A 24,467-nucleotide genomic window follows, 5' to 3' on the forward strand; every position below is an offset into this window, starting at 1 on the left:
GACCCTCCCGAGATCGCAGATGGCGTCGTATCTACGCAGCACCATATTGCACTCGGTGACAGTTGGACTACTCTCAATGCACCATCGATCGAAAATTGTTGATCGACTCCAGGTGAACGGGGCAAACCACGTGCCCGGCCGACGGCGATCGGAGTGCTCGACATGAACGTCAAGATTGTCGATCTCGTGCAGGGCGAGCTGCGAGAAGAGGCGTGGAAACTCTACTCGGAGGCCTTCGCCGAGCTCAACGCGCTGGCCGTCCAGCGCCACTTGATGTACCGGCACGAGTTCGACGACGTGATGGACGATCCCAGGGTCCACAAGTACCTGTGTCTCGACGATGACGACACGGTGCGTGGAGCATCGATCTACACCAACGACCTGACGGCGGTGCCGCTCATCTCCCCGCCGTACTTCGAGCGCCGCTGGCCGGTGCACTACGCCGAGCAGCGCATCTGGTACTGCGGCTTCGTGGCCACCCAGGCCGACGCCCGGGCGGCCACCGCCTTCGGCGAGCTCGTCACCGCCATGTACCAGACCGCGTCGGCGCAGAACGGGCTCATCGCCCTGGACTTCTGCAACCGCACCGACGAGGTTCGGCACATGGCCCGCGTCGTCCGCCTGATGCTGCACCGCCTCTCGGGTGACGTCAAAGCGCAGCGGATCGACGAGCAGCAGTACTGGCTCTACGAGTTCCCTTCGATCTAGACCCCTTCTACAGCAAGGGTTCCCGCCACATCGGCCAGACCGGCGGGCCATCCGGCAGCAGGACCGGGGGCCGGCTCTCGTAGCCGTGGCGCAGGTACAGCTCGCGGTTGCGCGGATCGTTGGCCTCCAGGTAGGCCGGGAGGCCGGCGCGGTCCAGCCTGGCGTGGTGCCGGGCCAGCAGCGAGCTGCCGATGCCGAGGTTCTGCCGATCGGGCCGCACCGCGATGAACGCCAGGTAGTGGTGCGGCCCGAGCGGGTGCCTGGCCTCCAGCGCCGCGTCGAGCTCGCAGATGCGGTCGAAGGCGGAGCCGGTCACGTCCTTGAGCCGGCTGTCGTAGTCCACCGGCGCCGGGATCGCCCGGGTCAGCGGGAACCACAGCGCGACGCCGGAGAGCTTGCCGTCGATCGGGTCGACGCTGGCGTAGACCTCCCCGTGGCGCAGGGCGTGCTCGGCGAAGATCGCGAAGTACTCCGGGCTGGACTCGCGCCGCAGCGCGTCCTCGGGCATCAGCCAGCGCGCGACCGCGCCGTCGGCCATCGCCGCGACGAGCACCTCGGTGACCTCCTCGGGGGTCACCGGGTCGATGTCGCGGAGGACAACGTCCTGAATGGCGTGCGTCATGTGATCCTCTCCCGAACGAGCCGCGCGGGCTCTTGTCTAGGAAAACGTCCGGTGGACGGAGCCGGTTCAGGCCGCATGGTGTGCGACGTCTGCGGTGACACGGTGCGGCCTCGTGGGCCGGCCGAAGACGCTCTCCGCCGCCACGAACCCCTCGGTGCCGCGGCCGATGCCGGCGTAGGCGTCCGGGCGCGAGCCGCGCATGATCGCGGCCCAGCCGATGCCGAAGAGGGCGCAGAGCGCGTAGATGGTGGAGAAGAGCCAGTTGAACGGCGAGTCGTCGGGCACCTGCAGCAGGTCGCCCAGGCCGACGATGGTCGCCAGGAGCACGAAGCTGAGCAGCAGGAACGCGAGCAGCGGGGCGAGGCGGGCCCGCCAGACGTTCTCCCGGCGCCGGTCGCGCAGGAAGAAGCCGACGACCGCCGCCGACGTGGCCCACATGAGGATCAGCACGCCGAGGCCGCCCGCGACCGTCATCCACGCGAACAGGTGGACGAGCGGGTCGGTGTGCGTCACGAAGTACACGATGAGGACGCCCAGCGCCAGCGCGCTCTGGGTCAGCGAGCCGGCGATGGGGGCGCCGGTGCGCGGGTGCGCGGAGCCGTAGATGCGCGGGAGGACGCGCTCGCGGCCGAGGGCGAACTGGTAGCGGGTGACCGACGTGTGGAACGCCAGCATCGCGGCGAACACGCTGGTGAGGAACAGGATGTAGCCGATGTTGACCAGCGCGAGCGGCACGTAGGGCGTGACGAGGTTGAACACCAGGTTGGTGGTGTCGGCCCGCGCGGCGCCCACGATGTCGCCGGCGTTGGTGGACATGGCGAACGCGGAGACGCCGCAGAGGACGCCGGGCAGGAACACCGCCCAGTGGGTGGCCCGGCCGATGGTCTTCTTCGGGTCCTTGGCCTCCTCGGAGAGCACGACGGTGGCCTCGAAGCCCACGAAGCCGGCGACCGCGAGGACGAGCATCGCGATCACCTCGGGCGTCGCCAGCTGCTGCGGGTTGAGCGGGCCGAAGTCGACCTTGCCGCCGTGCGGGTGGGCCAGCATCACGAAGTCGTAGATCAGCACGATCACGATCTCGACGGTGAGCAGCACGGCGAGGACCTTGCCGCTGAGGTCGACCCAGAGCACGCCGAGGATCGCCACCAGGAACCAGCCCACGAGCGCGCACACGAACCAGCTGGCCTGGATGCCGCTGGCCGCCAGGATGCTCGAGGCGACCACCCCGAACAGGCCGAGCAGGCCGATCTGCATGGCGGCGTAGGCGGGCAGCGCGATGAACGCCGCCGCGACGCCGATCATGCGGCCCAGCCCGTGGCTGATGTAGCTGTAGAAGGCGCCGGAGTTGACGATGTGCCGGCTCATGGCCACGAAGCCGACGGTGAACAGGGACAGGATGAGGGCGGCCACGAAGTACACGAGGGGGACGGCGGTGTTGCCGACGACGGCGTAGATCGTCGAGATCGAGCCCAGGATCACCGTCAGGGGTGCGGCGCCCGCGACGCCGAAGAACACCACCGACGGCACGCCGAGCCGGTTGTTGGCCAGCCCGCGCGCGACGATGTCGGGCCCGGTCAGGGTGGTACGCGCCATAGTCTTCGTCTCTCCTTGAGCGGGACGTGCGCTGGGGGGTCAGCGACGACCGGCGGCGAGCGCGGAGCCGACCGCGGCCTCGGTGTACTGCACGAGCTGCACGAGGTCGTCCGGGAGCGAGCTCAAGATCCCGGGCATGGCCTGCATGCAGTCGCGCTGCTGCTGGGGGCTGAAGAACACGTACCGCGTGAGCCCGGTCGCCACGACCAGCGCGACCAGCACCCGGTCGGAGAGGTTCATCGACCGGCGCCGGCCCAGCGCCTCGGCGAGGCGGATGGACTCCCACGCCGCCGCGTTGCGCTGGTCGGGGCTCACGGGCATGTAGAGGGTCTGGGCGCTGAGCAGCTTCCGCTTGGTCACCGGCTCGACCACGCCGGCCCGCAGCAGCCGCTCACCGACCTGGTCGGCGGCGTCCTGGGAGAGATAGGCGAGCCAGGTGCGGATCTCCTTGTGCTGCGGCTGGGCCACGAGCAGGTCCAGCAGCGTATGGGAGAGGGAGTCACCCGGTGGTTCGTGGCTGACGACGTACAGGTCCCCGGTCATCGCGCGGAGGCGTCCGAAGAGCATGAGCTCGCCGAGCAGCCCCGCCGCGAGCCCGAGGCCGGTCGCCCTGGGGTGCAGCCGGGAACGTCCGGTCCGATCGTCGTGGGCAATGAGGTAGTAGCTGTTGGCAAGCACGGCGAATCACGCTCCCCGGCACTAGGCAAAAGGAGATCATGAATGAATAAAGGTTCATCCTCGACGTCCCCAGCATCATGTACCAAGCACTGCGCGTAGTGCAACGAGTACTAGACTCCTAGTATCGGTCAACGCCAAATTGCATAGGATCACAGCCGTGGAGACAGACACCGCGAGAACGCCCGAGGAGGTTTCGGTGACTGTCGACGAGGGGCCCACGCTGCGCCGTCGTCGACTTGCCGCCGAGTTGAAGAAGTGCCGGGAGGAGGCGGGCTTCACCCAGGAGGCCGTCTCCCGCCAGTTCGAATGGCACAGTGCGAAGGTCACGCGCATCGAGAACGCGCGGGTTCCCGTCACCCCGCGGGACGTCAACGACCTGCTGACGCTGTACGGCGTGGCCGACAGCGAGTACCGCGACGCCCTCATGACCCTGGCCCGGCTGGCCCGCCAGCGCGGCTGGTGGACCGACTACAAGGACGTCATGCGGCCCGGCAACTTCGTCGGGATGGAGGCCGACGCCTCATCGGCGAAGGTCTGGGAGCCCATCGTGCTGCCCGGGCTGCTGCAGAGCGAGCCCTACATGCGCGCGCTCATCGGCAGCGGCCGCAGCCACGACCCGCAGTCGGCCAACGAGCGCCGCATCCAGCTGCGTATCACCAGGCAGCGGCGGCTGTCCGGGCCCTCGCCGCTGACCCTGTGGGCGATCGTGGACGAGTCCGTGGTGCGCCGGATGATCGGCGGCCCGGAGGTCATGGGCGAACAATGGGAACGGCTCATCGAGGCCGGGCGTCGTAGCAACGTGACCCTGCAGGTGCTGCCGTACTCCGCGGGTGAACACAAGTTCCTCGGCGGTTCGGTGGCACTGCTGGAGTTCCCAGACGTCGCTCATCTTGACGTCGTTTACCTCGAAGGACTTGCCGGGGACTACTACGAGGAGCAGCCTGCAGAGGTCAAGCGTTACCGGGTCGAATTCGAGCGCCTCAGCACCAGAGCACTCACGCCGGAGGAGTCGGCCGGCATGATCCAGAGCCTGCTCGACGACCTCTGAGGGCTGAGGAGTCTTCGGGGAAAGGAGGTGTGCCATGTATGGCTAATGATTTTCGTCACTCCGCCTGGCATAAGAGCAGCCGAAGCAACGGCAATGGCGGCGCCAATTGTGTGGAAGTCGCAGTCGCCGGAACAAGTATTGGCGTCCGTGACAGCAAGAATTCCGCCGGGCCCGTTTTAACATTTACGGCCAGCGATTGGACGTCGTTCGTGGACGGCACGAAGCTAGGCCGCTTCGATTCCGCCCACTAACGACGTGCTAAATCAGCGCCAGTGCTACCGACACCGTCGCTGAATTGTGCAAGGGCACTTCGTCGTGCCGTGTTCGACCCGATGAAACGCCTGACGGCGCGTTGCGGGGGGCCGATGCGTCCAGCATCGGTCCTCAGCAATCGGACGCAGTCGATGCTATTGCTTATCTTGGCGGTTGCAAACCACGCCGTTTCGCAGCATCTGCGATTTCTACCCAACCGGCCCCGCCCAGGTCGCTCAGGGTAAGAACCGCCGAGAGCGGGCCTGATCCACCGATCCCGATCGATCTACCGAAAAGCGCGGGTGACCTGCGCCAATCGGGACATACACGCGCGTCTACCGACGAGTCACCGGATCCGATGACTCGACGGACGGTATATGGCGGCGGGCCGGGCGTCGACAACCGTCGCATCGATCCGTGAGACTGCACCGCGTGGAGCAGATCGCGTTCGCCGAGGGACGTTCCGGAACGGGGCCGGCCACCTGGGGGCAGAGCGCGATCTGGGACGTGGTGCGCCGGCTCGGGGACGATGCCGCGCGGTACAACGTCAGCGGCGGGCTGCCGCTGGACCCTCCGCTGCCCCTGGACGAACTCGCCGGGCTCGTGCGCGCGCTGCTGCTGCGGCACGACTCGCTGCGCACGACCCTGCGGTGGGACGGCGACCGCCTCGAGCAGGTGGTGCACGCCGGCGGCGCGATCGACCTGCACGTGCGCTCGTGCTCGCCGGACGACGTCACCGCGACCGCCTATGCCTTCTACCACGAGCTGCAGGCCATCCCGTTCGACGCCGAGCGGGAGCTGCCGGTGCGGGCCGGGGTCGTGACGGCGGGCGGGCGCGCCGGGTACCTCATCCTCTCCCTCTCGCACACCGCCTCCGACGGCTGGGGCCTGCGCAACCTGCTCGCCGACGCCGCCGCCCTCGCCGCCGGGCGCCCGCTGAGCGCGGACGAGCGGACCCAGCCCCTCGAGGAGGCGGCGTACCAGACCTCCGACAAGGGCCGCCGGCGCGACGCCGCCGCCCGCCGGGCCTGGCTGGACAAGCTCGGCCGCGGCCCGGCGAGCCAGTTCCCGGACCGGGCCGGCCGCCCGCCGGCCGCGGCCTTCCCCAACGCCGTGCTCAACTCCCCCGCCCTCGCGCTGGCCCTGGAGCGGGTCGCCGCCGGGCTGGAGGTGAACCAGGGCGCCGTCCTGCTCGCCGCGGCGGCGGGCGCGGCGGCCCGGCTCGGCTCCGCCCCCGAGGCGCTCTTCCAGGTCGTGGTCAACAACCGGTTCCTGCCGGGCATGGCGGGCGCGGTGAACACGATCGCCCAGGAGGGGCTGCTGCTCCTGCCGGACCCCGCCGAGGACTTCCCCGGCCTGGTCCGGCGCACGTTCGGGGCGGCGCTGTCGGCCCAGCGGCACGCGTACTACGACAAGCTCGCCCTCGCCCGCGACCTCGCCGGCCTCGTCGCGCCCGCCGACCACTCCTGCTTCGTCAACGACACGCGCGGCCTGATTCCGATCGACGGGTACGGCCGGGCGCCCGACGAGCCGCTCGCCGAGGCCCTCGCGCGGACCACGCTGAGCTGGCCGGTCGAGCACGCCCCGCGGCGCAACACCACGTTCGCCCTCGACGCCCAGGACGCCCCCGGCAGCCTGGAGCTGGCCATGACCGCCGACGCCGCCGTGCTCCCGCGCCCCGACATGGAGCGGATCCTCTTCGGCATCGAGGACCTCGTCGTGACCCAGGCGCTCGCGCTCGAAAAAACTTCCGCCGGACACCGATGAGTTCGCGCGCGGCCCGGCGTTAGACCGGCCATGAACAACACAGCGAAGAACGTGGTCATCTACGGCGCCGCGGGCGGCATCGGCAGCGCGGTCGCGCAGGCCTTCGCGGCCGACGGCGCCACCGTCCACCTGTGCGGCCGCACGGCGGAGACGCTCGAGGCGCTCGCCGCGCGCATCCGGGAGCAGGGCGGCAAGGCGGAGCCGGCGGTCGTCGACGCGTTCGACGAGGCCGCGGTCGAGGCCCACGCGGCGAGCGTCGGGCGCATCGACGTCTCCCTGAACCTCGTCCCGCGCGGCGACGTGCAGGGCATCCCGCTGCTCGAGATGAGCACCGAGGACCTGACCCGGGCCGTGACCAACGGCCTGCGCGGCAACCACATCACCGCCCGCGCCGCCGCGCGCCGGATGGTCGCCCAGGGCGAGGGGCTGATCCTGGCCCTGGACAGCGGCTCGGCCCACCCCAGCCCGATGATGGGCAGCACCTGCCCGGCGGACGCGGCCCTCGACACGTACATCCGCAGCCTGGCGCTGGAACTGGGGCCACAGGGGGTACGAGCGATGGGCATCTGGGTGGCGGGCCTGCTGGAGACCCTCACCGTGGAGAAGCTGCAGGCCGTGAACGCGGCCATCGACGAGCAGGCGGTGGCGGGCATCCACGCCGCCCTCGACGGGGCACGGATGCTGGGCCGCTCGCCCCGCCTGGCCGACGTCGCCGCGACGATCGTGTTCCTGGCCTCCCCGGCGGCGGCCGGCCTGACCGGCACCTGGATCAACGCGACGGGGATGTTCCCCAGCTGACGGCGCCCCCGCGCTCGGCGGCGGCGAACGCGGTCACGACCGTGATCAGCCCACCCGCGACGAAGCCGAGGAACGTGACGCCGGCGTACTGCGGAAAGCTCAGCCCCCGCTCCGCCCACCCGTCGCCGCTGAGGATGCCCGGCATGCTCAGCGCACCCGCGGCGAGCAGTCCGCCGGCCCCGAGCCAGGCCGCCAGCAGCGGCACGGCGAAGGGCCGGCGGGGCGCCCACCCGTGCACGATCGCGAGCAGCCCGGCCGCGGCCGCCACGGCCTGGAGAGCGGTCATCGCATCGGTGAGCCGCATCCACGCGTCGCGGGACCCGGGCCCGGCCGCCCACACCAGCCGCAGCCCGGCCAGGCCCAGCGCGAGCAGCGCGCCGAACCAGGCGAGCGGGAGCTGCGCGGCCCGGGTCGGGCTCACGGCCGGCGCCCGCTCGCGCAGGACGGCGCCGAAGCGCTCCCGGGCGTAGCCGAGCAGGGCCACGATCAGCGCGACGCCGAGGACCACGAAGCTGCCGTAGACGACCACGAAGACCCACGGTGCCAGTTCGGGCTCGGTGTGATCGACGGGCGGAAGCCGGTACCAGCCGAACAGCAGCATGACCGCGAGGACCGGCAGCAGCACGACCAGCGGGGCCAGCAGCCCGCCGCCGATCCACATCGGCCCGACGACGAGCCAGGCCGGCAGCCGCCGCCCCCACGGCCGGAACGCGGCCAGCGCCACGGCCGCCGCGGCCACCCCGAGCAGCCCGGTGACCACGTTGTCGGCGACCCAGGCCGCCCGCGTCGTGCCGTGCAGGTCGCGCACCCCGGCATCGCTGCCGGCGATCCAGAGGACCTTCACCCCGATGTACACCAGCGCCGCCCCGACGGCCGTCCACCCCGCGATCCGTTGCATGGCCTCATCCTGGCCGGGCGGCGCTGTGACGGGACTGAGACCGGTCTATGCCGCTTGACGGTTGATGTCCATGAGGTGATGCTCGCCCTCGTGGACGGTGTGGCGGCCGAGCCAGAGCAGCGTGCGCGGGACGGGCTCCGGCCACGGGTAGAGGCCGATCCGGTCGAGCTGGCCGGGGCTCAGCGCGGCGAAGGCGGTGGCGAGCAGGCCGGCGGCCGAGCCGAGGGCGGCGAGCACGGCCGCGGGGTCCTGGCGGTTGTACGCCGCCGTGATCACGAGCTCGTCCCGCCCCATCGGCGCGAACTCGGGCGCGTCGGCGCGCAGCGCGAGGTCGAGCCGCTCGCCCTGGACGCGCAGCACGTCGCGGACGTGGCAGGTGTACTCCAGCGGCGACCACACGTCCGGCGCGGGCCGGGCCCGGATGTCACTGACGCCGGCGAGCGCGCCGGCGAAACGGGGCGCGAACTCGCCCAGCCGCCCGGGGACGTCACCGGCCGCGACGGCGTCGTAGCCGAACCCGCACTCCTCGCAGAGATCCACGAGCAGGACGGTACCCGGCTCACAGCCAACTTTCAGGCCCGGCACAGCCGCCCAGCATCAACCACCCCAACAGTTGAGCGCATGACTACCGACGCCGTGCCGCTGCGCCGCGCCGAGACGCCCTGGTGGTGGGCCGACGCCGGCGGGATCGCGGCGGGGGTGAGCCTGCTCGTGGTCGCCGGCCTGTGGGTCAACGGCGGCAGCGCGGGCGACCTCGCGGCCGGCGGGCTGACCGCGGTCACCGCCGTGGGCCGGCTGTTCGGGCTGCTCGCCTCCGACCTCATGCTGCTGCAGGTGCTGCTGCTGGCCCGGATCCCGGCGGTGGAGCGGGCGTTCGGCCAGGACCGGCTGGCCCGCTGGCACCGCTGGACCGGGTTCACCTCGTTCAACCTCATGGTGCTGCACGTGGCCCTGATCATGATCGGCTACGAGTCGGTGTGGGGCCTGATCGTCGACTACCCCGGCATGCTGCTGGCCGCGGCCGGCACCGCGGCGCTGGTCATGGTCACGGTGACGTCGGTCAAAGCGGCAAGGCGGCGGCTCCGGTACGAGTCGTGGCACCTGCTGCACCTCTACGCGTACCTCGGCGTGGGCCTGGCCCTGCCGCACCAGCTGTGGACGGGCGCGGACTTCATCGGCTCCGCGGCGGCGCGCGCCTACTGGTGGACGCTCTACGCCGTGGCCGCCGGCGCCGTGCTGACCTACCGCGTCGCGCTCCCCCTGTGGCGCAGCCGCCGGCACGCCCTGCGGGTCAGCGAGGTGCGCGCCGAGGGTCCCGGCCTGGTGTCGGTGTTGCTGCGCGGCGAACAGCTCGACCGGCTGCCGGTACGAGCGGGGCAGTTCTTCCTCTGGCGCTTCCTCGACGGACCCGGCTGGTCGCGGGCCCACCCGTATTCGCTCTCCGGCCCGCCCCGCTCCGGCCTGCTGCGGATCACCGTCAAGAACCTCGGCGACGGCAGCGCCCGGGTCGCGGCGCTGCGGCCCGGCACCCGCGTGCTGATCGAGGGCCCCTACGGCAAGCTGACCGGCGAGTCGTACCGCGGCGGCCCCGTCACCATGCTCGCCTGCGGGATCGGCGTCACGCCGCTGCTGGCCCTGCTGTGGGACCTGCCCTTCGCGAACGGGGAGGCGACGCTCGTCTACCGCGCCCGCAGGCCGGAGGATCTCGCCTTCCACGAGGAGCTCGCCTGGCTGGCCCGGCACCGGGGCGTACGGCTGGTGCCGCTGCTCGGCCCGCGCGCCGAGGGCTCGTGGCTGCCCCGCACGCACGCCGGCACCCCGCTGACGGCGCTCGTGCCGGGGGTTTCGGGCCATCACGTGTACGTCTGCGGCCCCGACGACTGGACCGAGTCCGCGGTGCGCGCGGCCCGGGACGCCGGCGTCACCCGCCTGCACACCGAACGCTTCGCCTGGTGACCGGGGAGACGACCTGATGCGCCGAATCATCCTCTGGCTGGCCTCGACCGTCGCCGCCCTCGTGCTGCTGTTCAGTTACCGAACGTCACTGGGCGCCACCACCTCGGCCACCGTGCAGTCCGCGGCGGCCACCCCGGCCACCGGCAAGACCTTCGACGGTTCCGTGGCCGCGACCCGCTGGGGTGATGTGCAGGTCCGCATCACGGTGGACGGTGGAAAGGTCACCGACGTCACGGCGCTCACGTACCCGACGGGGAACCGCCGCGACCAGGAGATCAACGCCTACGCCCTGCCGCAGCTGCGCACCGAGGCGCTGGCCGCCCAGAGCGCGGACATCGACGCGGTCTCGGGCGCGACCGTGACCAGCGAGGGCTACAAGGAGTCCCTCCAGGCCGCCCTGGACGCCGCCGACCTCGGATGACGGGTTGACGGATATTTGCGGGAACCGAAGCGCGGTGCTCACGCTATGCTCCACAATCGGCCCCGGGACCCTATCGTTTGGAGCGCCAGCTGCCCATGACGGCCTTCACCATCGACCACCGAGCCGCGCGACTGAACGGGACCCGCCGCCCGCTGCACGTCCGCCAGCGGTGCCGCCTGCTGTTCCTCAACATGCAGGAGCAGGCGTCGGTACGTGAGATGGGCCTGACCCCGTACCGCGACTGGATCGCCGAGGTGACCCGCCTGGCCCCCGACCAGATCCACACCGTCAACGTGGCCGACGGCGACCCCCTGCCGGACACCATCGAGGCCAGCGGCATCATCGGCGGCGGCTCCATGCACTCCTCCTACGAGGAGCTCCCGTGGATCCGCCAGGTCAAGGACTTCCTGGCGGTTGCCCAGCACCGCGGCGTGCCGGAGCTGCACATCTGCTTCTCCCACCAGGCCAAGTCCGAGGTCGCCGGCGGCGTGTCGAAAACCGGCCACCTGGGCCGCCGCTTCGGCATCGAAACCCTGACCCTGACCCCGGCCGGCCGCGAGGACCCGCTGTTCCGCGGCCTCCCCGCCACGTTCGACGTCTTCACCTCGCACGTGGACGCCGTGTACGACGTCCCGCCGACTGGCGCGTTCGGCCCGGTGACGGAGCTGGCCTTCGGGGCGTACCGCAACGAGTCCCTGGCCATCGGCACGACGGCCCGGACGCTGCAGGTGCACCCGGAGATGACCTCGGGGATCGCGGCGGCCCTGGCGCAGACGCGGCGCAAGCAGCTCGTTGCGGAGGGGCAGTTGGGGCCCTCCGACGCTGACTATGCCGCCTTCCTCGAATCGCTGGACTGGGCGGACCGGGACATCCGCGCTCGGATGCGGACGCTGCTGGACAACTGGCTGCGGTACTTCGTGGCCCCGGCCATGAACCCGCCCGCCGCCGCAGCCCTGCACGCCTGACCGCGCGCTCGGCTCGCGGGGTTCGGCCGCTTGGGCTGGGGAGCACCGGGCCACAACTGATCGTGGGTTGGGGCGCCTTCGGCCTGCCCTAATTCACCGCAGTTGGCGTGGTCCGGACCGTAGTTTGGTCACCGTTCGGTGGTCCAGGTCCGTAGTTCGCTGCCGGGTCCGTCGTGGTCGTCGTTCGGTGGTCCCGGTCCGAGGGCGCCTTCGGCGACAAAGCAGGTTTCCGGTTCGTGGAGGGTTGCGGGCCGTAGCGCCTTGCGGCGCCAGGAAAGCTCCGGTCCGCCGTGGGTCGCAGGTGGAGGCGCCTTGCGGCACCCCGAACGTTCGCGCCGAAGGGGACTCGCGGGTCGCGAACAGTCGCGGTCTGATGCGCCGAGCGCGCCCACCAACACCAGCGGTGATCGGTGGGTGTGGTCCGAGGCCGCAGGAAATTGCGGTTCGTCCATAATTGCGGCGTGCTTGTCATTCGTACCGAGGCGGTCGGGGTCGGCGTCGGGCTGGTCCGGACCCTGCGCGACACGCCCCTCGAGGAGGCCGGCGGCGAGATCGTGGGCCGGGTCGAGGAGGTCGGCGCGGGCGTCATCGGGTTCAAGCCCGGCGATCGCGTCGGTGGCGTGGTCTTCAAGGGGGCCTACGGCGAGCGCGTGGTCGGCATGCCAGGACTCGTCGAGCACGTCCCCGAGGGGATCGAGGCCGGCGCCGCCGTGGCTGTGGTGCGCGGGGGGCTGGTCGCGTTGGGAGCGCTTCGCGCCGGGGAGGTGCAGGCCGGGCAGTCGGTGCTCGTCACGGCGGCGGCGAGTGGGGTCGGGCATCTGGCGGTACAACTGGCGCGGGCTCTGCGAGCGGAACGCATCGTCGCCGTGGTGGGGTCGGCCGACAAGGCGGACTTCGTGCGCGAATGCGGGGCGACCGAATGTTTCACCTACGACGACCAGGCGTGGGGCGAGCCGGTCGATCTCGTGCTCGACGGCGTCGGCGGCGAGCTCGTCCAGCGCGGCGTCGACAACCTCGCCCCGTTCGGGCGGCTGGTGGCGTTCAGCGCCGGCGGCGGCGAGGTCGACACCGCCGCGCTGCTCGGCGACGGGCGGACCGTGACCGGATTCGCGGTCGGGACCTGGCACCGGCGGCGGCCCGGCGTTGTCAGCGCGTGGCGGCAGGAGCTGTGGGACCTGGTCGCCGAAGGACAGATCGTGCCGCGGTGGACGGAGTTTCCGCCGGGCGAGCTAGACCGCGCTCTCGGGCTCGTGGCCGGCCGGGGCAACCTCGGGAGAGTCGTCGTCCGCGCCGCTGCCTGACACCCGGCGGTACGCGATGTGCCACAACGCCGCCGCCAGCAGCACCGCCAGCAGGGCCCAGGCCGCCAGTGGGCCGCCGAAGACGCCGAGCAGGGCGCAGACCAGGACCGACGGGACGCCCCAGCCGACGACCCAGCGCCAGTTTGCTCCACCGCGGGCGCCCATCAGCGTGGCGGTCAGGAAGTACAGGGCGGCGCCGGAGCACAGGACCACGCGGGTCGAGGTTTCGACGTGGCCCTCCGGGTGGGCGGCCAGGGCGCCGAGGCCCGCCGCGATGACGACGATCGACACCGTGGTCAGGTAGTGCGAGGGCATCGTCAGGCGGAGGGCGAAGACGCGCACGCCGTACGTCGGGGCGGAGCTCGGGCCGTAGCGCAGGGTCAGCCACCACAGGGCGACCAGCAGGCCGAAGCCGGCGACGACCACCATGAACAGCGGCATCCGCCAGTGGCCGCCCTCCGCCGCGGCGTTGACGAGCTGGGCCACCGCCTCGCCCAGGACGATGATGACGAAGAGGCCCAGGCGCTCGCCGAGGTGCGGGCGGTCCGGGTTGGCCGCCTGCAGCTGGGCGACCCGGCCCAGGTCGGCCTCGCGGTGCCGGCGGCGCAGGGAGCGCTCCAGGTCGCGCCGCTCCTCCTCCAGCAGGGCCTTGGGGTCGCGGGAACGGGTGATCGAGAAGAACACGTCCACGGCGATGCCGACGATCCACAGGCCGTACCGGATGCGCTCGTCCTCGTAGTTGCCCAGCGAGGCGAACCACGGGATCAGGCCGACCGCCTGCTGGACGCCGGGCCACTCGGTGACGATGCGGTTCTCGCGCTTGAAGGAGCTGATGCCCATGAAGCGGCACCAGATGTAGGCGATCACGAACGCCCGCGGCTCGCCCTCCTCGATGAGCGGGACGGAGGCGGCCATCACCGCGATGCCGAACATCGCCAGGAGCATGGCGCGCTGGCGGGTGCGGATGCCGGAGATGTTCGCGTACAGGGTGAACGCGGTCCACACGCTCCACATCGCGTAGTACGCGACGCCGAAGACGAGCACCGTCTCCCACGTGACGTCGTCGTGCAGCAGGTGCGCCAGCTGGGCGACGGCGGCGACGATGACGAGGTCGAAGAAGAGCTCCAGCCAGGTGGCGTGGCGCTCCTCGGCGGATGCGGGGGTGGCCATGATCGCCACCTTAATCGACGGAGACCGGTTCCGGGTCCGCGGCGGGAGCGGGCGGCGGCAGGGCGTGCTCGCGCAGGCCGATGCGCTCGTGCAGGCGGCGCAGCGGGGCCGGGGCCCACCAGTTGAAGCGCCCGAGCAGCGTCATCGTCGCCGGTACCAGCAGGCAGCGCACCACCGTCGCATCGATCACGACCGCGGTGAGCAGGCCCAGCCCGACCTGCTCGATCTGGCCCAGGTCGGCGGCGGCGAAGCAGGCGAAGACCACGACCATCAGCAGCGCGGCGGAGGTGATGATCCGGCCGGTGTGCTGCAGGCCGTGGCGTACCGCGGTGTCGGTGTCGTCCCCGCGCTCGACGTACTCCTTGATCCGGCCGAGCAGGAAGACCTCGTAGTCCATCGAGAGCCCGAACGCGAAGGCGAACACGATCACCACGACGAACGGGTCCAGCCCGCCGATCGTGAGCGTGTGCAGGGCCCCCGAGCCCCAGCCGTGCTCGAACACGGCCACCATCACGCCGAACGTCGCGCCCAGGGAGACGACGTTGGCCAGCACGGCCTTCACCGGTACGACCAGCGAGCCCGTCATCGCGAACAGCAGGATGATCATGGCGACCAGGGTCACCGCCACGGCCCCGGGCAGGTCCCCGGCGATCAGCCCGAGCAGGTCGATGAGCAGCGCGGCGTCGCCGACCACCCAGGACTGCACGCCGGCCGGGCGGTCGGCCCGCAGCCGGTGCACCAGCCCCTGGGCCGCCTCGTCCTGGCCGCCGCCGCGCAGGACCAGGTCGACCGTGGCCGTGCCCGTCCCGGCCGGCTTGGCGGGCGCCACGCCGGCCACCGCGGGGTCGGACTTCCACCTGGCGGCGTACGCGTCGAGCGACGCGGCATCGGTACGGGCGACCACCCGGACCGTCGGCTTGTACCCCTGGCCGAAGCGGGCCGCGAGATCGTCGGCGACGCGGGCCGACTCGATGCTGCGCGGCACCCCCTCCAGGCGGGGCATCTTGAACGTGACCCCGAGCAGCGGGGAGCCGGCCGCCAGCAGCAGCAGGGTGGTGCCCAGGGCGATGAGCACCGGGCGGCGCTGCACGATCCGCGACAGCCCGGCGAAGAAGCCGCGCTCGGCGTCCTCGCGGTCCCGGGCCCGGGCGATCGCGCGCCTGGACGGGCGGATGCGCTTGTGCAGCACGCCGATCAGGGCCGCGGTGAAGGTCAGCGCGGCCAGCATGGCCACCACGGCGATCGACACGCCGCCGGCGCCGAGCGCGCTGAGCTGGTGCACCGAGAACATCATCAGGCCGGTCAGGGCGGCGGCCACGGTCAAGGCGCTGAAGAAGATGGTGCGCCCGGCGGTCGCCCAGGCCCGGCCGATCGCCTCGGAGGGCTCGAAGCCGGCCGCGACCTCCTCGCGGTACCGGGCCACGAGCAGCAGCCCGTAGTCGATGGACAGGCCGAGGCCGAGCAGCGTGCACACGGTGACGACGTTCTGGTCGAGGTCGGTGACCCGGCTGAACAGCCACAGCAGCGGCATGGCGGCGGCGATCGAGACGACCGCGGCGAGCACCGGCAGGCCGGCCGCGACCAGGCCGCCGAAGACGAAGACCAGGACGATCAGGGTGAGCGGCAGCGAGATCAGCTCGGCCCGGCCGATGTCCTGCTGCAGCGTGCCGCGCACGTCCGCGTTGAGGATCGGGTTGCCGCCGACCTCGACCGTGGCCTGCGGTACACCGGAAGCGGCCAGATCGGCGTCGACCTTGTGCAGCCGGTTCTTCAGGGTCGACAGCACGCCGTCGCGCTCGCCGCTCTCCAGCTTGTCCAGCGTGACGACGATGATCAGGCCGCGCCCGTCGGTGGCCAGGTAGGCCGGGGCCTGCGCCGCGGGGACCGAGAACGGGGTGGCCACCGAGGTCACCCCGGCCGCCCCGGCGAGATCGGCCGCGGCGGCGTCGACGGCCGTCTTGACCGCGGGCGCCTTCGGGTCGACGTCGTCGAGCAGGCCGATGACGGTGCCGCTGGAGTCGTTGCCGGTGGCGATGGCGTCCATGCCGCCGATCGACTCGACGTGCTTGGGGTTGCTCGGGTCGGCGATCGCCGAGAACACCGGCCCGAAACTGAGCCCGCCGAGCACGACCACGACCAGCCAGAGGCCGATCACCGACCAGCGGTGCCGGAAGCAGAACCGTCCGATGCGCGCCACCACACCCAGTGCCATGGACGAAAGCTTCTCACTAGCACTCGATGACGGTGACGGCCAGGCCTCCCCGCGCGGTCTCCTTGTACTTCACGGACATGTCGCGGCCGGTCTCGCGCATGGTCTTGACCACCTTGTCGAGGGTGACGTGGTGCGCGCCGTCGCCGTTGAGGGCGAGCCGGGCCGCGTTGACCGCCTTGACGCTGGCGATCGCGTTGCGCTCGATGCACGGGATCTGCACCAGGCCGCCGACCGGGTCGCAGGTCAGGCCCAGGTTGTGCTCGAGGCCGATCTCGGCCGCGTTCTCGACCTGGCCGGGGGTGCCGCCGAGCGCCTCGCAGAGCCCGGCCGCGGCCATCGCGCAGGCCGAGCCGACCTCGCCCTGGCAGCCGACCTCGGCCCCGGAGATCGAGGCGTTGCCCTTGATGATGATCCCGACGGCCGCGGCGGCGAGCAGGAACCGCACCACGCCGTCGTCGTCGGCGCCGGGCACGAACTGCGTGTAGTAGTGCAGCACGGCCGGGATGATGCCGGCGGCGCCGTTGGTGGGCGCGGTGACGACCCGGCCGCCGGAGGCGTTCTCCTCGTTGACGGCCAGGGCGTACAGGTTGAGCCAGTCCATGACGTGCAGCGGGTCGGACATATCCGATTTGTGGGACAAATCGACGAAGAGCTTGGGCGCACGGCGGCGAACGCGAAGGCCCCCGGGCAGGACGCCCTCCGCGCGGGTGCAGCCGTTGCGCACGCACTCCTGCATCACCGACCAGATGTGCAGCAGCTCGGCCCGGATCAAAGGCTCCGAGCGCCAGGACAGCTCGTTGGCCAGCATCACGTCCGAGATCGAGCGCCCCTCGCAGTGGGCCAGCAGCTCGCCGCCCGTGGTGAACGGGAACTTCAGCGGCACGTCGGCCTCGGCGATCACCCCGTCCGGGCCGACCACGAAGCCGCCGCCGACGGAGAAGTACGTGCGCGCCAGCAGCTCCTCCCCCGCCCCGTCCCACGCGGTGAAGCGCATGCCGTTGGGGTGCTCGGGGAGGCTGCGGCGACGGTGCAGTACAAGATCGGCGTCTGGATCGAACGCGATGTCGTGCCGGCCGAGGAGCGCGATCCGCCCGTCGCGCCCCGCCTCGGCCTCGGTGTCCACGGTGGCCGGGTCGGCGCCCTCCAGCCCGAGCAGGACCGCCTTCGGCGAGCCGTGGCCGTGCCCGGTCGCGCCGAGCGAGCCGAACAGCTCGGCCTTGACCCGCCGGACCCGCGGCAGCAGCCCGTCGTCGGCCAGGCGGGCGGCGAAGCGGCGGGCGGCGCGCATCGGCCCGACCGTGTGCGAGCTGGACGGGCCGATGCCGATGGAGTACAGGTCGAAGGCGCTGAGCGTCACGGAAGGCTCCCCTGGTGTCGAGGGTGGGCCTCCCCGCTCTGTCATCGAATGCCTGAGAGCTTCACCGCTTTGACAGGCGGTTTGCACCGTGGGCGCGGGACGCGGCGTCCCGGCTTTTCAGAGTCGCCTACCCGCGGCGGTACGTGGGCCTGAGAGATTCCCGGGGAGGGTGTTGCTCCTTCGGCGCCCCTGTTGCCAGGGGACTCTCCCGTCGCAGGTGAAACGGCGTGCTTATGCGGTTGTCGGGCCGACCGTACTACGGTGCCCAGGGCGCGGCAACGGACCGGGTGATGTCCGGCACGAGGCTGTTCGGGTTGTCCTGGGTGGCCGATCCGCCCGGCGTGGCCAGCCACAGCTCGGAGTTGATGTGCCGCAGGTAGGAGCCCGGGAAGTTCCAGGACGCCAGCCGCACGCGTGGTGGCGGCGCCGTCGTCGCCGGCCGAACCCGGCACGGACGCCAGGGCGGCGGCCCAGCGGGCGGCCATCTTGTCGTACCCGCCGCGGGTGGGATGCACCCCGTCGGCCAGGTCGGCGGTGGTGAGCGCGGCGTGCATGTCGACGTAGTGGACCTTGGATCCCTTGCCGGCCACCATGCCCGGGATGGTCGCGTTGAACGTGCGCGCCGCCGCCTCCCGCCCCGCGTCCGACAGCGGGATGATCGAGGCGACGAACACGTCCGCCCCGGGCGCGGCCGCGCGCACGTGGTCGACGAGCGCGGAGAGCCGCGCGGGCGCGTTGCCGAGGTCGTAGTTCTGGATGACGTCGTTGGTGCCGAGGTGGATGAGCACGCTGCGCGGGGCGGTGCCCTGCACCCAGGCGGTGGCGTTGGCGTCGACCTGCTCGATGCGCCAGCCAGGGTGCCCCTAGTGGTCGTGGTCGGGCAGGTCGGCCGGCCCGTTGAACTGCGAGCCGACGAAGTCGACCGGGTGCCCGGCGCTCGCGAGGGCGCGCCACAGGTTGATCCGGTAGCCGCCGGGCACGTTGAAGCCGTCGGTGATCGAGTCGCCGAGCGGCAGGATGCGCGTGCCGCCGTTGGACTCCGCGTGCGCGGCAGCCGGTGCGACAAGGAGCGCCGCGACGGTGGCGGCCGCTGTACACTTCCCGTTGGAACTCCGAATTCCGCCCCCGTGGAGACACGTCGCAGATGGGGGCGGGACCTCGCAACAGTCGCGAGGAGGAGGTGGCGACAGCGCTGGATGTCCGCTGCCCACCCACAGGGAGTACCACATCATGGAACTTGGCCTTGGCCTGCCCGTCAGCGACCCGCCGCGGCTGCTCGACTGGGCCCGCCGCGCCGAAGCCGCCGGTTTCGCGAGCGTCGCGCTGCTGGACCGGCTCGCCTACGACAACCCCGAACCGCTCGTCGCCCTGGCCGCCCTCGCCGGCGCCACCACCCGCATCCGGCTGCAGACCGAGGTCCTGCTCGCCCCGCTGCGCGGCACGGCGCTGCTGGCCAAGCAGGCGGCCACGCTGCACCTGATGTCCGGCGGCCGGTTCCGGCTGGGCGTCGGCGTCGGCGGGCGCGAGGACGACCACGCCGCCGCGGGCGTTCCGCTCTCGCAGCGCGGCGCGGTGATGGACCGGATGCTGGGCGACCTGCGGGCGATCTGGGGCGGGGCGCCGTACCCGATGACGCCCATCGGCCCGCTCGGAGGCCCGCCGCTGCTGATCGGCGGGTTCGCCCCGGCCGCCCTGGCCCGGGTGGCCCGTTTCGACGCCGGCTTCCTGTGCGCGGCGCCGCTGCAGTGGGCGGGCCGCCTGGTCGACACGGTCCAGGAGCAGTGGCAGGCCGCCGGTCGCGCGAAAAAGCCCCGGCTGGTCTGCCAGGTGAACGCCGCGACGCCGGCATCGCTCGACCAGGCCCGCAGAGCGGTCGGCGCGTACTACGCCTTCACCGGCCGCGAGGGCTGGGGCGAGCCGATCGGCGACCCCGGGCAACTGGCCGAGACCGTCGCCGCGTACCGGGAGTTCGGCGCCGACGAGCTCATCCTGTACTGCTGGGGCGACGACCCCGCCCAGGTCGAGCTGCTCGCCGAGCATGCGAAGCTGTGCTGATGGCGCGTATCGGGGTGATGCTGCCGCGGGACCTGCCCGCGGATCAGGTGCTGGCCTACGCCCGCCGGGCCGAGGCGCTCGGCTTCGACGAGCTGTGGGTGGTCGAGGACCTCGGCTTCCGCGGCGGCGTGGCGCAGGCCGGGGCGGTGCTGGCGGCCACCGAGCGGATCGCGGTCGGCATCGGCATCCTCCCGGCGGGCGCGCGCAACGCCGCGTTCGCCGCGATGGAGCTGGCCACCCTCGCGCTGCTGTTCCCGGGCCGGTTGATCGCCGGCATCGGGCACGGCATGCCGGACTGGATGCGCTCGGTCGGCGCCCGCCCGGCGAGCCCGCTGACGCTCCTGCGCGAGTTCACGGTCGCCGTCCGCACGCTGCTGCGGGGTTCGCCGGGCCCGGCCGCCGGCCGCTACGTCCAGGTCGAGGGCGTCGTGATCGAAAAGCCGTCTCTGGTACCGCCTGTGCTCCTCGGCGTCCGCGGCCCCAAGTCGATCGCCGTGGCGGGCGAGGTCGCCGACGGGCTGCTGCTGGCCGAGCCGGCGGCGCCCCCGTACGTCGCCGGCGCGGTCGCCCAGCTCGCCGCGGGGGCGGAGGTCATCACGTACGACGTCGCGGTGGTCGGCGACGACGGGGCGGCCGCCCGCGAGCTGGTGCGGCCGGGGCTGGTCTGGATCGGCGAGCCGGACTGGGCGCCGCACCTGGCCCCGCTGCCGTTCGCCGAGGACCTGGCCCGGCACCGGCGGGAGGCGCCGAGCCGGGAGGCCTTCGCGGCCACCCTGCCCGACGCCTGGGTGCGCGAGCTGGCCCTGGCCGGAACGGCCGAGGAGGTCCGGACGCAGATCGCCGCCCGGCACGCCGCCGGCGCGACGAGCGTGGTCCTGGTCCCGGCCGAGCCCGACCCACTGGATGCGCTGAGCCGCCTGGCCAGGGTGTTCCCCTAGCGCTGGACTCGGGCGCCGGCGCCCTTGACCAGGGCCTCGACCTCCTTGAGGCTCGCCATCGAGGTGTCGCCCGGGGTCGTCATCGCCAGGGCGCCGTGGGCCGCGCCGTACTCGACCGCCGTCCCCACGTCGCCGAAGGTCATCAGGCCGTAGATGAGGCCCGAGGCGAAGCTGTCGCCGCCCCCGACCCGGTCCAGGATCTCCAGGGCCGGGCGGTGGGTGGCCTCGGCGAACTCCCCGCCGGCCCAGGCGATCGCGCCCCAGTCGTTGACCGTGGCCGTGTGCACGCCGCGCAGGGTGGTCGCGACGACCTGGAAGTTCGGGTACGCCTCGGCCGCCGCGGCGATCATCGTGCGGAAGTTGGCCGAGTCCAGCGCGCCCGCGTGGATGTCGGTGTCGGGGACCTCCAGGCCGAGGCAGGCGGTGAAGTCCTCCTCGTTGCCGATCATCACGTCGACGAGGCCGGCCAGGCGGCGGTTGACCTCGCGGGCGCGCTCCTGGCCGCCGATCGCCTTCCACAGGCTCGGGCGGTAGTTGAGGTCGTAGGAGATCACGGTGCCGTGCCGGCGGGCGGCGGTCAGGCAGGCCTCGATGGTGTCCGGCGTGGTCGCGGACAGCGCCGCGTAGATGCCGCCGGTGTGCAGCCAGCGCACGCCGAGCTCGCCGAAGAGGTGCTCCCAGTCGACGTCCTCGGGGCGCAGCCGGCCGGCCGCGGTGTGGCCGCGGTCGGAGACGCCGACGGCGCCGCGCACGCCGAAGCCGCGCTCGGTGAAGTTGAGGCCGTTGCGGGCGGTGCGGCCGATCCCGTCGTACGGAACCCATTTCACGAACGTGGTGTCCACCCCGCCCTGCAGGATCAGGTCCTCCAGCAGCCGGCCCACCTCGTTGTCGGCGAACGCGCTGACCAGGCCGGTGCGCAGGCCGAAGCAGCGGCGCAGCCCGCGGGCCACGTTGTACTCGCCGCCGCCCTCCCACGCCCGGAACTGCCGCGCGGTGCGGATGCGGCCCTCGCCCGGGTCGAGGCGGAGCATGACCTCGCCCAGCGACACCAGGTCATACCGGCACTCGGCGGCCGGGCGTAGCGTGATCACAAAGCCTCCACAGCAGCTCTGGTACGGGCTGTGACGGCGTCCCAGTCCCGCGCCGCCAACAGGTCGGGGGCGACCATCCAGGTCCCGCCGACCGCGACGACGGACGGGATCGCCAGGTAATCGGCCAGGTTCTCGGTGCTGACCCCGCCCGTCGGCACGAACCGGACCGAGCGGAAGGGGGCGGCGAGGGCCTTGACCATGGGTACCCCACCGAGCTGCTCGGCCGGGAAGAACTTCACCGTGTCGAGGCCGGCGTCCAGCGCCTGCATGATCTCGGTCGGCGAGGCGACGCCGGGGAGCACCGGCACGCCCCGGGTCTGGCAGCGGGCCACGACGGCCGGGCTGAAGCCGGGGCTGACGACGAACCGGGCGCCCGCGTCGACGGCCCGGTCGACCTGGGCCGCGGTCAGCACGGTGCCGGCGCCGACGAGCATGCCGGGGCGGGCGGCCATGGCGGCGATGGCGTCGGCCGCGGCGGCGGTCCGGAACGTCACCTCGGCGAGCCCCAGCCCGCCGGCGAGCAGCGCGTCGGCCAGGCCGGCGGCGGCCCCGGCGTCGTCGAGCACGACGACCGGCACGATCTTCTTCGCCGCGATGACTTCGAGAACGGGGGTGTGTTCAGTATGCTGAACGTCGGTCACATCCGTGACCATAGTGCACGGGAGGCTTCGTGACTACTCCGGTCAAGTCGGCCGACCGCACCCTCGACATCCTCGAAGCGCTGGCCACGGCCGGGCCGTCGACGCTGTCGGAGCTGACCCGCGCGCTGGACATCCCGAAGAGCAGCCTGCACGGCATCCTGCGCACGATGGCCGCGCGCGGCTGGATCGAGGCCACCGACACCCGGTTCCGGCTCGGGCTGAAGGCGCTGCGGGTCGGCGCGGCGTATCTCGACACCGACGACTCGGTCGGCCTGCTCGCCGGCATCCTCGACGACCTGGCCGCGCGCTTCGGCGAGACCACGCACCTCGGCCGCCTGGACGGCGCGGACATCACCTACGTCGCCAAGCGCGAATCGGTGCACCCCTTGCGCCTGTACTCCGCGATCGGCCGCCGCCTCCCCGCCCACGCCACGGCCCTGGGCAAGGCGCTGCTGGCGGCCCGGCCGGCGGACGAGCTCGACGCGCTGCTGCCGGATCCGCTGCCCGCCCTGACCCCGCACACGATCACGGACCGTATCGCCCTGCACGCGGAACTGGCCGCGATCCGGTCCCGCGGCTACGCGGTCGACCGCGAGGAGAACACCGAGGGCATCGTCTGCGTGGCCCGCGTGGTCCCGCTGCGCGACCCGGCCACGGACGCGATCAGCCTGTCGATCCCGCGCACCCGCGTCAGTGAGTCCACAGTGGACGAAATCGCCGCGGCGCTCGCCGACGCCGTCGACAAGGCTTCAAGCGCTCGCCGCTTTCTTTGACCGTTTCCGCTAGCCGGCAAGCAGCGCGGACACCTGGGGCGAGAACGTCGAATGCAGGACCAGGGCCGCTCCCCCGATCGCCGCGGCGTCGTCGCCCAGGGGTGACAGGGCCACGTTCACCCGCCGGATGCGCCGGGCGATGGCCCGTTCACCCAGGGCCCGCACGACCGCGTTGCGGAACTGGGTCTCGACGTGCCGGATGCCGTGCCCGCCGAGAATGATCAGCTCGACATCGACGATGTTGACCACATTGACGGCGACGGCGGCGAGGCGTTCGGCGGCCCGCTCGATCACTCCGGCGGCGAGCCCGTCGCCCGCCGCGGCCGCCCGGCACAGGGCCGCGTGGTCCACAGTGGACGGTGACCGCCGGAAGGCCTTCGTGAGAGCGCTCTCACCGCTGGCGGCCAAAAGCCGGTGGGCGTCGGCGACGAGCGCCGCCGGGTTGATGAGCGCCTCGAGGCACCCGCGGTTCCCGCAATAGCAGTCGGGACCACTCTCCGTAACCGAGGTGTGCCCGAACTCGGCGGCGTTCATGGAGCCGCCGCGGTGGACCTGATGCCCGAGCACCAGCCCCCCGCCGACCCCGGTGCCGAGGAAGAAGTAGGCGAAGTTGGCCACCCCGCGGCCGGCCCCGGCCCAACGCTCGCCGATGGCCGCGGCCGTGGCGTCGTTGTCCAGGGTGACCGGAAGCCCGGTGGCGTCGGCGACCATCTGCTTGAGCGGCACCCGGGTCCAGTCCGACAGCTGCGGCGGGGAGATGACCTCACCGAGCGCCTGGTCGATCGGCCCGGGCGCGGCCAGCCCGACGCCCAGCACGCGCTCGCGCTCGACGCCGGCTTCGGCCAGTACCTCGCCCACGAGCCCGGCCATCGCGGCCGTGACCTTGGCCGGGTCCATGTCGGCCGGGGTCGGACGGCGGGCGGTGACCAGCGGCCGGCCCAGCAGGTCGACCACCACGCAGGCCAGCTCGACCGGGTCGAAGTGCAGCCCGACGGCGCGTCCGGCATCGGCGTTGATGCGCAGCACGGTGCGCGGCTTGCCGCCGCTGGAGGAGCGCGCGCCGTCCTCGCGCACGATCCCCTCGTCGATCAGCCGGCGCACGATGCCGGAGACCGTCTGCGGCGTCAGGCCGGTTTGCTCCGCGATCTCCACCCGGCTCGTGCCGTCGGCCAGCTGGATCTGGTCCAGCACGACCGCCCGGTTGTACTGACCGACCTTTGGGA

At 72.2% G+C, this 24,467-nt stretch carries 24 protein-coding genes, 1 pseudogene and 2 riboswitches; of the genes and pseudogenes, 12 read left to right on the forward strand and 13 right to left on the reverse strand.

Annotated elements, in window-relative coordinates:
* Nucleotides 1–162: 162 nt before the first annotated feature.
* The gene (locus tag ACQPZ4_RS38880; RefSeq protein WP_433047591.1) at nt 163–708 is read left to right on the forward strand and encodes a hypothetical protein; all 546 of its coding nucleotides are present in this window, start codon (nt 163–165) and stop codon (nt 706–708) included.
* A gap of 7 nt (nt 709–715) precedes the next feature.
* Here the strand turns inward: ACQPZ4_RS38880 and ACQPZ4_RS38885 are convergent, their stop codons facing one another.
* From ACQPZ4_RS38885 to ACQPZ4_RS38895, 3 genes are all read right to left on the reverse strand, one after another.
* Complete coding sequence (locus ACQPZ4_RS38885) at nt 716–1,330, reverse strand: GNAT family N-acetyltransferase (RefSeq protein WP_433047594.1); 615 nt, start codon at nt 1,328–1,330, stop codon at nt 716–718.
* 66 nt (nt 1,331–1,396) lie between these two features.
* Nucleotides 1,397–2,923 carry an APC family permease gene (locus ACQPZ4_RS38890; RefSeq protein ID WP_433047597.1) on the reverse strand — a complete coding sequence of 509 codons (1,527 nt, stop codon included), beginning with the start codon at nt 2,921–2,923 and terminating at the stop codon, nt 1,397–1,399.
* Nucleotides 2,924–2,962: 39 nt separating this feature from the next.
* Entirely contained in the window at nt 2,963–3,601 is a 639-nt protein-coding gene (locus tag ACQPZ4_RS38895) for a GOLPH3/VPS74 family protein (RefSeq protein ID WP_350624973.1), read from the reverse strand.
* Nucleotides 3,602–3,797: 196 nt separating this feature from the next.
* Here ACQPZ4_RS38895 and ACQPZ4_RS38900 point away from each other — a divergent pair, with 196 nt between their 5' ends.
* From ACQPZ4_RS38900 to ACQPZ4_RS38915, 4 genes are all read left to right on the forward strand, one after another.
* A complete protein-coding gene (locus ACQPZ4_RS38900) occupies nt 3,798–4,649 on the forward strand; it encodes a helix-turn-helix domain-containing protein (RefSeq protein WP_433047601.1) in 852 nt (283 codons plus the stop codon).
* 38 nt (nt 4,650–4,687) lie between these two features.
* On the forward strand, nt 4,688–4,900 hold the full coding sequence (locus ACQPZ4_RS38905) for a DUF397 domain-containing protein (RefSeq protein ID WP_433047604.1): 213 nt from the start codon (nt 4,688–4,690) through the stop codon (nt 4,898–4,900).
* A gap of 418 nt (nt 4,901–5,318) precedes the next feature.
* Nucleotides 5,319–6,668, forward strand: a complete 1,350-nt coding sequence (locus ACQPZ4_RS38910; RefSeq protein WP_433047607.1) for a condensation domain-containing protein — start codon at nt 5,319–5,321, stop codon at nt 6,666–6,668.
* Nucleotides 6,669–6,698: 30 nt separating this feature from the next.
* Entirely contained in the window at nt 6,699–7,466 is a 768-nt protein-coding gene (locus ACQPZ4_RS38915) for an SDR family NAD(P)-dependent oxidoreductase (RefSeq protein WP_433047610.1), read from the forward strand.
* Here ACQPZ4_RS38915 and ACQPZ4_RS38920 read toward each other — a convergent pair.
* A complete protein-coding gene (locus ACQPZ4_RS38920; protein WP_433047613.1) occupies nt 7,438–8,364 on the reverse strand; it encodes a hypothetical protein in 927 nt (308 codons plus the stop codon). The genes ACQPZ4_RS38915 and ACQPZ4_RS38920 overlap by 29 nt on opposite strands.
* 45 nt (nt 8,365–8,409) lie before the next feature.
* A complete protein-coding gene (locus ACQPZ4_RS38925; protein ID WP_433047616.1) occupies nt 8,410–8,904 on the reverse strand; it encodes a DinB family protein in 495 nt (164 codons plus the stop codon).
* An 81-nt stretch (nt 8,905–8,985) separates the two neighbouring features.
* Between ACQPZ4_RS38925 and ACQPZ4_RS38930 the strand changes: the two genes are divergently transcribed.
* The 4 genes from ACQPZ4_RS38930 (at nt 8,986) to ACQPZ4_RS38945 (ending at nt 13,007) form a co-directional block, all read left to right on the forward strand.
* The gene (locus ACQPZ4_RS38930) at nt 8,986–10,320 is read left to right on the forward strand and encodes a ferredoxin reductase family protein (protein ID WP_433047619.1); all 1,335 of its coding nucleotides are present in this window, start codon (nt 8,986–8,988) and stop codon (nt 10,318–10,320) included.
* 16 nt (nt 10,321–10,336) lie between these two features.
* Nucleotides 10,337–10,741, forward strand: a complete 405-nt coding sequence (locus tag ACQPZ4_RS38935; protein ID WP_433047622.1) for an FMN-binding protein — start codon at nt 10,337–10,339, stop codon at nt 10,739–10,741.
* A 95-nt stretch (nt 10,742–10,836) separates the two neighbouring features.
* Complete coding sequence (locus tag ACQPZ4_RS38940) at nt 10,837–11,706, forward strand: type 1 glutamine amidotransferase (protein ID WP_433047625.1); 870 nt, start codon at nt 10,837–10,839, stop codon at nt 11,704–11,706.
* 461 nt (nt 11,707–12,167) lie between these two features.
* Complete coding sequence (locus ACQPZ4_RS38945; protein ID WP_433047628.1) at nt 12,168–13,007, forward strand: quinone oxidoreductase family protein; 840 nt, start codon at nt 12,168–12,170, stop codon at nt 13,005–13,007.
* Here ACQPZ4_RS38945 and ACQPZ4_RS38950 read toward each other — a convergent pair.
* The 5 genes and pseudogenes from ACQPZ4_RS38950 to ACQPZ4_RS38970 all read right to left on the reverse strand — a co-directional run.
* A complete protein-coding gene (locus tag ACQPZ4_RS38950) occupies nt 12,936–14,177 on the reverse strand; it encodes a low temperature requirement protein A (protein ID WP_433047631.1) in 1,242 nt (413 codons plus the stop codon). The two genes, ACQPZ4_RS38945 and ACQPZ4_RS38950, sit on opposite strands and share 72 nt — an antisense overlap.
* A 10-nt stretch (nt 14,178–14,187) precedes the next feature.
* Nucleotides 14,188–16,389: an MMPL family transporter gene (locus tag ACQPZ4_RS38955; RefSeq protein WP_433047633.1), complete on the reverse strand. Its 2,202-nt coding sequence runs from the start codon at nt 16,387–16,389 to the stop codon at nt 14,188–14,190.
* Nucleotides 16,390–16,405: 16 nt separating this feature from the next.
* Nucleotides 16,406–17,746, reverse strand: coding sequence for an L-serine ammonia-lyase (locus ACQPZ4_RS38960; protein WP_433047636.1), 1,341 nt, complete (start codon nt 17,744–17,746; stop codon nt 16,406–16,408).
* A 28-nt stretch (nt 17,747–17,774) separates the two neighbouring features.
* A riboswitch (glycine riboswitch) is annotated at nt 17,775–17,873 on the reverse strand.
* A riboswitch (glycine riboswitch) is annotated at nt 17,874–17,967 on the reverse strand.
* Between the two features lie 35 nt (nt 17,968–18,002).
* Nucleotides 18,003–18,158, reverse strand: coding sequence for an AbfB domain-containing protein (locus ACQPZ4_RS38965; protein ID WP_433047639.1), 156 nt, complete (start codon nt 18,156–18,158; stop codon nt 18,003–18,005).
* A 118-nt stretch (nt 18,159–18,276) separates the two neighbouring features.
* Nucleotides 18,277–18,558: pseudogene (locus tag ACQPZ4_RS38970) on the reverse strand (GDSL-type esterase/lipase family protein); the annotation flags it as partial.
* A gap of 418 nt (nt 18,559–18,976) precedes the next feature.
* On the opposite strand from ACQPZ4_RS38970, the gene ACQPZ4_RS38975 reads away from it, so the two are divergent.
* Together ACQPZ4_RS38975 and ACQPZ4_RS38980 are read left to right on the forward strand one after the other, a co-directional pair.
* The gene (locus tag ACQPZ4_RS38975) at nt 18,977–19,801 is read left to right on the forward strand and encodes an LLM class flavin-dependent oxidoreductase (protein WP_433047642.1); all 825 of its coding nucleotides are present in this window, start codon (nt 18,977–18,979) and stop codon (nt 19,799–19,801) included.
* Nucleotides 19,801–20,739: an LLM class flavin-dependent oxidoreductase gene (locus tag ACQPZ4_RS38980; RefSeq protein WP_433047645.1), complete on the forward strand. Its 939-nt coding sequence runs from the start codon at nt 19,801–19,803 to the stop codon at nt 20,737–20,739. Before ACQPZ4_RS38975 ends, ACQPZ4_RS38980 begins: the two co-directional genes overlap by 1 nt.
* On the opposite strand, the gene ACQPZ4_RS38985 is transcribed toward ACQPZ4_RS38980, so the two are convergent.
* Nucleotides 20,736–21,830 carry a sugar kinase gene (locus ACQPZ4_RS38985; RefSeq protein WP_433047648.1) on the reverse strand — a complete coding sequence of 365 codons (1,095 nt, stop codon included), beginning with the start codon at nt 21,828–21,830 and terminating at the stop codon, nt 20,736–20,738. The genes ACQPZ4_RS38980 and ACQPZ4_RS38985 overlap by 4 nt on opposite strands.
* The gene (gene eda, locus ACQPZ4_RS38990; RefSeq protein ID WP_433047651.1) at nt 21,827–22,471 is read right to left on the reverse strand and encodes a bifunctional 4-hydroxy-2-oxoglutarate aldolase/2-dehydro-3-deoxy-phosphogluconate aldolase; all 645 of its coding nucleotides are present in this window, start codon (nt 22,469–22,471) and stop codon (nt 21,827–21,829) included. Before eda ends, ACQPZ4_RS38985 begins: the two co-directional genes overlap by 4 nt.
* Before the next feature lie 29 nt (nt 22,472–22,500).
* Between eda and ACQPZ4_RS38995 the strand changes: the two genes are divergently transcribed.
* A complete protein-coding gene (locus tag ACQPZ4_RS38995) occupies nt 22,501–23,244 on the forward strand; it encodes an IclR family transcriptional regulator (protein WP_433047654.1) in 744 nt (247 codons plus the stop codon).
* A 9-nt stretch (nt 23,245–23,253) separates the two neighbouring features.
* On the opposite strand, the gene ACQPZ4_RS39000 is transcribed toward ACQPZ4_RS38995, so the two are convergent.
* Nucleotides 23,254–24,435: an ROK family transcriptional regulator gene (locus ACQPZ4_RS39000; RefSeq protein ID WP_433047657.1), complete on the reverse strand. Its 1,182-nt coding sequence runs from the start codon at nt 24,433–24,435 to the stop codon at nt 23,254–23,256.
* Nucleotides 24,436–24,467 lie beyond the last annotated feature (32 nt).

Origin of the sequence: Dactylosporangium sp. CS-033363 (assembly GCF_050942475.1) — a bacterium.
In the GTDB taxonomy this organism is placed as follows: Bacteria; Actinomycetota; Actinomycetes; order Mycobacteriales; family Micromonosporaceae; genus Dactylosporangium.